The 8,088-nt window shown below is 55.2% G+C and carries 8 protein-coding genes; 5 read left to right on the top strand and 3 right to left on the bottom strand.

All coding sequences use genetic code 11. The features are described 5' to 3' along the window. From P8Y64_12810 to P8Y64_12800, 3 genes are all read right to left on the bottom strand, one after another. The coding region (locus P8Y64_12810) for a glycosyltransferase (protein MEJ2061346.1) at positions 1 to 530 on the bottom strand (530 nt) is incomplete at its 3' end. After that, entirely contained in the window at positions 527 to 784 is a 258-nt protein-coding gene (locus P8Y64_12805; GenBank protein MEJ2061345.1) for a hypothetical protein, read from the bottom strand. The genes P8Y64_12810 and P8Y64_12805, both read right to left, overlap by 4 nt. A gap of 144 nt (positions 785 to 928) precedes the next feature. Continuing rightward, the gene (locus tag P8Y64_12800) at positions 929 to 2,122 is read right to left on the bottom strand and encodes a glycosyltransferase family 4 protein (GenBank protein ID MEJ2061344.1); all 1,194 of its coding nucleotides are present in this window, start codon (positions 2,120 to 2,122) and stop codon (positions 929 to 931) included. Positions 2,123 to 2,682: 560 nt separating this feature from the next. Between P8Y64_12800 and pilB the strand changes: the two genes are divergently transcribed. The 5 genes from pilB to zapD are packed head-to-tail and all read left to right on the top strand — an operon-like array spanning position 2,683 to position 7,936. Beyond that, positions 2,683 to 4,404 carry a type IV-A pilus assembly ATPase PilB gene (gene pilB / locus P8Y64_12795; protein ID MEJ2061343.1) on the top strand — a complete coding sequence of 574 codons (1,722 nt, stop codon included), beginning with the start codon at positions 2,683 to 2,685 and terminating at the stop codon, positions 4,402 to 4,404. A gap of 3 nt (positions 4,405 to 4,407) precedes the next feature. Beyond that, the gene (locus tag P8Y64_12790; GenBank protein ID MEJ2061342.1) at positions 4,408 to 5,622 is read left to right on the top strand and encodes a type II secretion system F family protein; all 1,215 of its coding nucleotides are present in this window, start codon (positions 4,408 to 4,410) and stop codon (positions 5,620 to 5,622) included. A 15-nt stretch (positions 5,623 to 5,637) separates the two neighbouring features. Then, the gene (locus tag P8Y64_12785; GenBank protein ID MEJ2061341.1) at positions 5,638 to 6,501 is read left to right on the top strand and encodes an A24 family peptidase; all 864 of its coding nucleotides are present in this window, start codon (positions 5,638 to 5,640) and stop codon (positions 6,499 to 6,501) included. 7 nt (positions 6,502 to 6,508) lie between these two features. Further along, positions 6,509 to 7,114 (top strand): dephospho-CoA kinase, encoded by a 606-nt coding sequence (gene coaE / locus P8Y64_12780; GenBank protein ID MEJ2061340.1) that lies wholly within the window; start codon positions 6,509 to 6,511, stop codon positions 7,112 to 7,114. Positions 7,115 to 7,165: 51 nt separating this feature from the next. After that, positions 7,166 to 7,936, top strand: coding sequence for a cell division protein ZapD (zapD, locus tag P8Y64_12775; GenBank protein ID MEJ2061339.1), 771 nt, complete (start codon positions 7,166 to 7,168; stop codon positions 7,934 to 7,936). Positions 7,937 to 8,088: the final 152 nt, after the last annotated feature.

Raw genomic sequence — 8,088 nt, 5'->3', positions numbered from 1 at the left:
AAATACTGCGCTTCCAACAATACGTTTGGGTATCCTTCCCATCTTGAAGAAAGTACAAATACCGACGCCCGTGCTAACCATGGGTATGGATTCTTCACACGACCCGGCATATGGACCCGTGCCGTCAAACCTAGATCAGCGACGAGCTCCTCCAACATCTGGCGCTGCGGCCCATCACCCAGTATGACCAGATTCAAATCCATATCCCGACACAGCAAAGCAAACGCCTTGATCACTGTGGAAAAATCCTTTTGTTCCGCTAATCGACCAATAGATAAAAGATAAGGCTTCCAAGAGTTGGTTTTTTGCGATTCCACTCGCTCTTCAACCAAGGCCCTGATCCGGTCCACATCTATCGGGTTACCAATCACACTGATCTTCCTGCCAGATAGGCCCAGCGCCCCCTGCAACTCATGACTCATATAATCAGTAAGAACTACTACTTGATCAACGAGTGGATACAGCCAGCGCATCAGGATTCTGCGCATTCTGGATTTAACGTTTGCCAGCGATGCAGCCTCGCGGATCACCAAACGAGTCTTCCGCCCCACCAGTATTCGGGCAGCAATTGCCACCAGGTTCGCACCTCGACGATCTTGACAGAAGGATCAACCTCAGCCAGCAATTCACCTTTTTTGTTAGCCAAAACAATTTCTACCTCATACCCCCTGGCGCTCAACTGTTTTGAAAGTGTGAGGAATACACGCTCGGCACCCCCCATATGCAAATCCGGGATAAACAAAGCTATCTTGTGTCTTGCAGTCGCTTCTACTTTTCGTCGCATCGTTTTCAGCGCATATGGTTATTAGGTACCAGCCATATTCGAAGCAGCACCCATCTTGCAAGACAGACCATGCTCAAAACTATTACTGTGGCCTGACCGCGGATAACCCTACCGGCGATTTGAAACCCCTGAATAATTTATATACTAGATCGCTTCTCTGGAGCATTTGCTCATTGCCAGATACTCATCTAGATAACCCTCTGCACAATTCGACCAAGTTATTTTTTTATCGATAACTTTTTGGCGGGCATGCCGTGCCAGCTCCAAGCGCAGCTCCGGGGAGGTTGCCAACCGCCTGATATGTTCTGCAAGTGTTGAAATATCACCCGACTCGAAAAGAAGCCCTTGTTTTTCATGCTCGATCAACTCCTGAACGCCCGGCAGGCTGCTTGAAATGACAGGACAACCAGCAGCCATGGCCTCCACTACAACGTTGGGGCGCCCTTCGGATCGACTCGCCAATATAAACACATCCGCATTCTTCAGTTCGCCGGCGATCGCAGAAGGCGGGACAACACCAACAAAGTTGACCTGACTTTCCACTCCCAGCTCCTGAACCAGTTGCTTGAGATTTCTGTATTCCTCGCCTTCACCAACCACCCTAAGCGATACCGGCGTCGCCTGGCGAGACAACGCCTTGATAATAGTGGCAATGTCTTTTCCCGGGATCAGATTCCCGACAGTCAGCAATTGAAACGACGGATGTGACTCACGTTCGATACGTAACAGGCTGTCCTCAACGCCATTGGGAATCACCTTGATTCTGCTTGCATGCCGTGGTGCCAATACAACCAGATCTTTTTGGATTGTTTCGCTAACCGTCAGGACGCGCTTGTTCAGACGTAGCAACACACCAAGAATCCGTCGTTTGATAAACGATTTTTCAAGCGAACTGACATCGGATCCTCTTATGGTCGTAATAACAGGTTTACGTATGAACCATCCGGCAAGACCAGCCATCACACCAGGCACCGACCAATTGGCATGTATTACATCTACCCGCATCCCGAGTCGAATGACCTGGAAAAACATTGCCAACAAAAAGCCGGGGAGCAGCAGCCATAAAATGGGAGTCGTCTTCAAAGCAACGGGTATTCCACCGGGTCGGTGTGCCAGCAATTGCCATCGATGCGGCGCATAGCGAAAGCAAAACAGCGGATATGGGGTATTCAAGTGGCAGGGTTCGGTTGAAGCCGGCATTAAAACGGCCAGATTTACGCGATCGCTCAACGCATCAGCAAGCCGCTTGACGAATATGCCGCTCGCCGGATTGTTCTGGACCGGGAAAGAAGTGGTTACCATAAGAACTCTAAGCCGGCTTTCCGCGACCAATGCCATTTATTTGCTAGTCTCGTGGGAGTTGTTTCTGTTATCGGGGCACACGCCGTAACCTACGTTGCAACGGTTACACACTGTATGTGGACCGAACTGCGGATGAAAGTCATGTTTACCGGCAAGTAGCCGTCACACAGACAACGTAAGGCAATGAGTGAATCCGATCATACCGTCTACAGACACCCACATGCCCGGCTGTCGACACGACGACCATTGAATAAAGCCATATCTAATTGATTAATAAGGATTAATATGACTTGGCGCATCACTATTTAGCCATCCTCACCAACCGGTTTCCAAGAGCATACATTTTGCGAATTCCGCCCCTCTCCCGCGTCAAAACGAGATAGAATGAATCGATATATTGTGAAATTCACGATCTTGAGTTGGATGGCGGTTCCCACAGGCAATGCCGTGATAACCTCAATCTTCGGCTTGTCTGGATGCACACCCGGGCTGGCGCAGAACAACAGCTATTTCGATTTAGGAACCAAGCATAACTATTTGACTTTAAAATAATATTGTCTACTATGGATCACTGAAAAACCATATCCTAGACGCTTATGTCTACACCTTCGCCGACTTTACGGCTGAATGGGCTTTCCCGCCGTTTGGTCAATGAAAACCTGCTCGACGAGGCCGCCGCCATCCAGGCTCAGGAGGCCGCCCAAAAAATGCGGGTGCCCCTGGTCGCCTATCTGGTCGACGAGAAAAAGCTCAACCCCACCCGCATCGCCCAAGCCGCTGGGGCCGAATTCGGTATGCCAGTACTCGAACTGGCCGGTTATGAGCCTGACAGCATCCCCCGGGATCTGATTCAGGAAAAAATCGTCCGCAAAAATCAGGCCTTACCGCTTTTCCGCCGTGGCAATCGGCTCTACGTGGCCATTGCCGATCCCTTGAATCTGCTCGCCCTGGACGAAATCAAGTTCAATACCGGCATACACACTGAGCCGGTCCTGGTCGAGCACAACCGCCTGCTGAAACTGATAGACGAGGCACTGGCCGCCGCCGACACCTCCATGCAGGACATGGACCTCGGCGAAGACCTCGACAATATGGAATTCTCGGATACCGAGGATGGCCAACAAGGACAGGCGGTGAGCGAATCCGATGCGGATGACACCCCTGTCGTACGTTTCGTCAACAAGGTGCTGCTCGACGCCATCAACAAGAAAGCCTCCGATATTCATTTCGAACCCTACGAGAAGAAATTCCGGGTTCGTTTACGCATCGACGGCGTGCTGGAGGAAATCGCCAATCCTCCTGTCAGCCTGGCGCCCCGAATCTCCGCCCGCCTGAAGGTCATGTCGCGCATGGACATTTCCGAACGGCGCATTCCTCAGGACGGCAGAATCAAACTCCAGCTGTCTAAGAGCCGCGCAATCGATTTTCGCGTCAACACCCTTCCAACCCTGTTTGGCGAGAAAATCGTACTGCGAATTCTCGATCCCAGTAGCGCCACCCTCGGTATCGAGGCGCTTGGCTACGAGGAGGATCAGAAACAGCTATACCTGGATGCCCTCAGCAAGCCCTATGGCATGATCCTGGTCACCGGACCGACGGGGAGCGGCAAAACCGTTTCCCTCTACACCGGTTTGAACATCCTCAACACCATAGACCGGAATATCTCCACGGCCGAGGACCCCGCTGAAATCAACATGCCTGGCGTCAATCAGGTCAACGTCAACCCCAAAGTGGGGCTCACCTTCGCAGAGGCCCTACGCGCCTTTCTGCGCCAGGATCCTGATGTTGTAATGGTTGGTGAGATCCGCGATCTGGAAACCGCTGAAATCGCCATCAAAGCGGCTCAGACCGGCCACTTGGTGCTCTCCACCCTGCATACCAACGATGCCCCGCAAACCCTCACCCGCCTGATGAACATGGGGGTTCCCCCTTACAACATCGCCTCGGCCTTGCTGCTTATCATCGCCCAACGCCTCGCACGCCGACTCTGCAGTAATTGCAAGGCTGTCGATAACGTGCCTCGCGAGGCCCTGTTAGAGGAGGGGTTCTCGGAAGATGAGGTGGACGATCTTAAAATTTACAAGGCTGTCGGCTGCGACCAATGCGGCGACTCCGGTTACAAGGGGCGGGTTGGCGTGTACCAGGTCATGCCCATATCAGAGGCCATGTCTCAGTTGATCATGGAAGGCGCAAATTCCCTGCAATTAGCCGCACAGGCCAAACGCGAAAATATACCCGACCTGCGTAGTTCCGGCCTGAAAAAAGTCAAGGATGGGGTCACCAGCCTCGCCGAGATCAACCGTGTGACGAAGGACTAAGCCATGGCACAAGCGGCGCAAAAGATCACGTTTCTCTGGGAAGGGACCGACAAGAAAGGTTCTCGCATCAAGGGCGAATCCCAGGCCATCAATGACCAGTACTTGAAGGCCGATCTGCGTCGCCAAGGCATCATACCGGTCAAGGTCCGCAAAAAACCCAAGGATCTGTTCGGTGGCAAGAAAAAAATCACCGGCGCCGACATCGCTATCTTTTCTCGCCAGCTATCCACCATGATGTCAGCTGGCGTACCGCTCGTGCAGGCTATGGACATCGCGGGCGGTGGCCACGAAAACCCCAGCATGCGCGAGCTGATCTACGGCATCAAGGCGGATATCGAAGGCGGCACCAACCTTGCCGATGCATTGGCCAAGCACCCCGCCCACTTTGACGACCTGTTCGTCAACCTGGTACGCGCTGGCGAACAGGCCGGTGCCCTGGAGACTTTGCTGGACAAGGTCGCGACGTATAAGGAAAAGACCGAAAGCCTAAAGGGCAAGGTCAAAAAGGCGTTGATGTATCCCGCCGCCGTAATCGTCGTTGCATTCATCGTCTCGTCGATCCTGTTGATTTTCGTGGTCCCCCAGTTCCAGGAGCTGTTCCAGGGCTTTGGTGCCGACCTACCGGCTTTCACCTTATTCGTGATTGCCCTGTCTAAATTCTTCCAGGCGTGGTGGTGGGCGATCTTTGGAGGAATCGGTGCAGGCATATTTGGGTTAATGCAGCTTAACAAGCGCTCTCCGACCTTCCGGCGCTACCGCGACATCGTAACGCTTAAGGTGCCGATCATCGGCAAACTCATGGAAAAATCGGCCATCGCCCGTTTCTCGCGCACCCTGTCCACCATGTTCGCCGCGGGCGTACCCCTGGTGGAGGCCCTGGACTCCGTCGCGGGCGCAACCGGTAACGCCCTTTACTCGGAGGCAACCTTGAAAATGCGCGACGACACCTCCACCGGCACCCAGATGCAACAAAGTATGCGCAGTACGGGACTGTTCCCGAACATGGTCGTACAAATGGTGGCTATCGGTGAGGAATCCGGCTCCCTGGAACATATGCTGGGCAAGGTCGCGGATTTCTTCGAGGAAGAGGTGGACAACCTGGTCGACGGTCTTTCCAGCCTGTTGGAGCCCTTGATCATGGCCGTACTCGGCGTCATGGTCGGCGGCTTGGTCATCGCCATGTATCTGCCGATCTTCAAGCTCGGTTCGGTCGTTTAACCCGCTTCCGAAACCGTGTCTTCGCTGGCCTTGCTTGCCGGGACGCCTTGGCTCTTTTTCCTTGGCGTCACCCTGCTTGGACTGGTCGTCGGCAGTTTCCTGAACGTTGTCATACACCGCTTGCCGCGTATGCTGCAGCAGGAATGGCGCCAGGAATGCCAGGCATTGCTGGACAGCCCGCAAACCGAGCCTCCAGCCCAACCCTATAACCTGCTGGTCCCCAGGTCCGCCTGCCCCCACTGCGGCCATCAGATTAGCGCGCTCGAGAACATCCCCATCCTGAGTTTTTTGTGGCTGCGCGGACGATGCAGCGCCTGCGGCGCGAAGGTCTCCTGGCAATACCCTTTGATCGAGGGCGGTAGCGCCATTCTAGCCATCGTCTTGGCCATCCATTTCGGGCCGACATGGAAACTTCTGGCGGCACTCCTGTTGACCTGGGCCCTGCTCAGCCTGGCGGCCATCGACCTCCAGACCCATCTCCTGCCCGACAAGATCACCCTGCCGCTGTTATGGGGTGGATTGTTGGTGAACAGCTTTGGCTTGTTCACCTCCTTGCAGGCCAGCGTAACGGGAGCGATGGCCGGTTATCTGGCCCTGTGGAGCGTGTATCACCTGTTTCGCCTTTTTACCGGCAAGGAAGGCATGGGATACGGTGATTTCAAGTTACTCGCCGCCCTCGGAGCCTGGCTCGGCTGGCAGCAACTGCCCATCATCATCATTCTCTCTTCCATCGTCGGCGCCACCGTCGGGATCGGACTGATCCTGTTTCGTGGTCACCAGAAGAACATACCGATCCCTTTCGGCCCCTATCTCGCTGCAGCCGGTTGGCTCGCCCTGTTATTCGGCCCGAGCCTTACTCAGCTCTGGTTGGGTGGCTGACCGCCCCATGTTCCGAGTCGGCCTGACAGGCGGCATAGGCAGCGGCAAATCCCTCGTCGCAAAATACTTTTCGACCCTCGGCATTCCCGTCATCGATGCCGATGAAATCAGCCGGGAACTGTCGAAGCCCGGCAGTCCCGCCCTGACGGAGATCCGCGCCGCATTCGGCAATGACGTCATTCAACCCGACGGGACCTTGGACCGGCAGGTACTGCGGGAACGCATATTCAAAGACCAGGACGCCCGAACCCGGCTCAATGCCATCCTGCATCCACGTATCCATGCGGCATTGAATGCCGCCGCCCGTGCCCAGAGAGGTCCGTATAGCCTGCTTGTCATCCCATTACTGGTGGAAAACCACCTCGAGGACACGGTAGACCGGATTCTGGTGGTGGATTGCCCGGAAAGCCTCCAGATCCAGCGCGTGATGGCGCGGGATCGGATCAGTGAAAAGGAGGCACGAGCCATCCTGGCGGCGCAGGCCTCGCGCCAGAGCCGCCTGCAAATTGCGCATGACGTGATCCACAATGAGGGAGAACTATCCGAACTGGAAATGCAAATCGGCAGCCTGCACAGTCGGTACCTCAAACTGGCTGCCGGCCATGACTGTTAATTCGGGCCCGAATATGGACAATAGGCCACGCTCATCGCTTAAATTCGTCCCGTGACCGACTACGTCAGCTACGAACAGCCGCTCAACGAACGCATGCGCACCTTTTTGCGCATCGAACAGCTGATGCAGCGCTTCGAATACTGCTCATCCGACGAATCGGAGTGGGATACTCATTGTGCGCTGGTCACGCTGATCGAAATATTCAGCCTTTCCACCCGCGGTGACCTCAAAAGCGAGCTAATGAAGGAACTGGACCGTCAGATCAGCAATCTGACCCGTCTTCAGGCCGAGCCGGACGTCGACCAGACACGCCTGGCCGAGGTGATAGAGCAGGAACAGGCACTGATCAGCCGCTTGCACGACATGCACGGTCAACTGGGGCAGCACCTCAAGGACAACGATTTCCTGAACAGCATCCGCCAGCGCACATCGATCCCCGGCGGCACCTGCGACTTCGACCTTCCTGCCTACCACTTCTGGCTGACACGCCCGGCCGCCTCACGCAAGGCCATGCTGGAATCCTGGATCGAACCTTTCCAGCAAATCCAGGAAGCGGTGGGGCTGATTCTGCATCACGTACGCGACGGCACCGAACCGACGTCCCAGACTGCACAACGTGGCTTCGTGCAGCAAAGCCTCGAGATGGGCGTGCCGTATCAGATCATACGCGTCGAGTTACCTCTTGATGCACCTTACTATCCGGAAATCAGCGCCGGCAGGCATCGCTTTTCCATTCGATTCCTGCGCCAGCACGACCTCAGCGTCCGCGCCCAGCAATGTGAGCAGGACATCGAATTCCGGCTCGCCAAATGCGCCTTGTAGGCTTCAGTGCACGACATTGAACGGCAGGATCAACCGGTAGGTCTTGCCGTCCACCGTTACCAGAAAATCCGCCACCCAGTCATGACGACCGCTGGAACAAACCGGCAGGACCACACGGGCGACGTGGCGTGTGGTAGAAACGGGCAGCAGCT

This window comes from Gammaproteobacteria bacterium (genome assembly GCA_037388465.1).
Taxonomy (GTDB): Bacteria; Pseudomonadota; Gammaproteobacteria; order SpSt-1174; family SpSt-1174; genus JARRKE01.
Note: the sequence above shows the minus strand (reverse complement) of the source record. Positions and strands in the feature narration are given on the sequence as shown.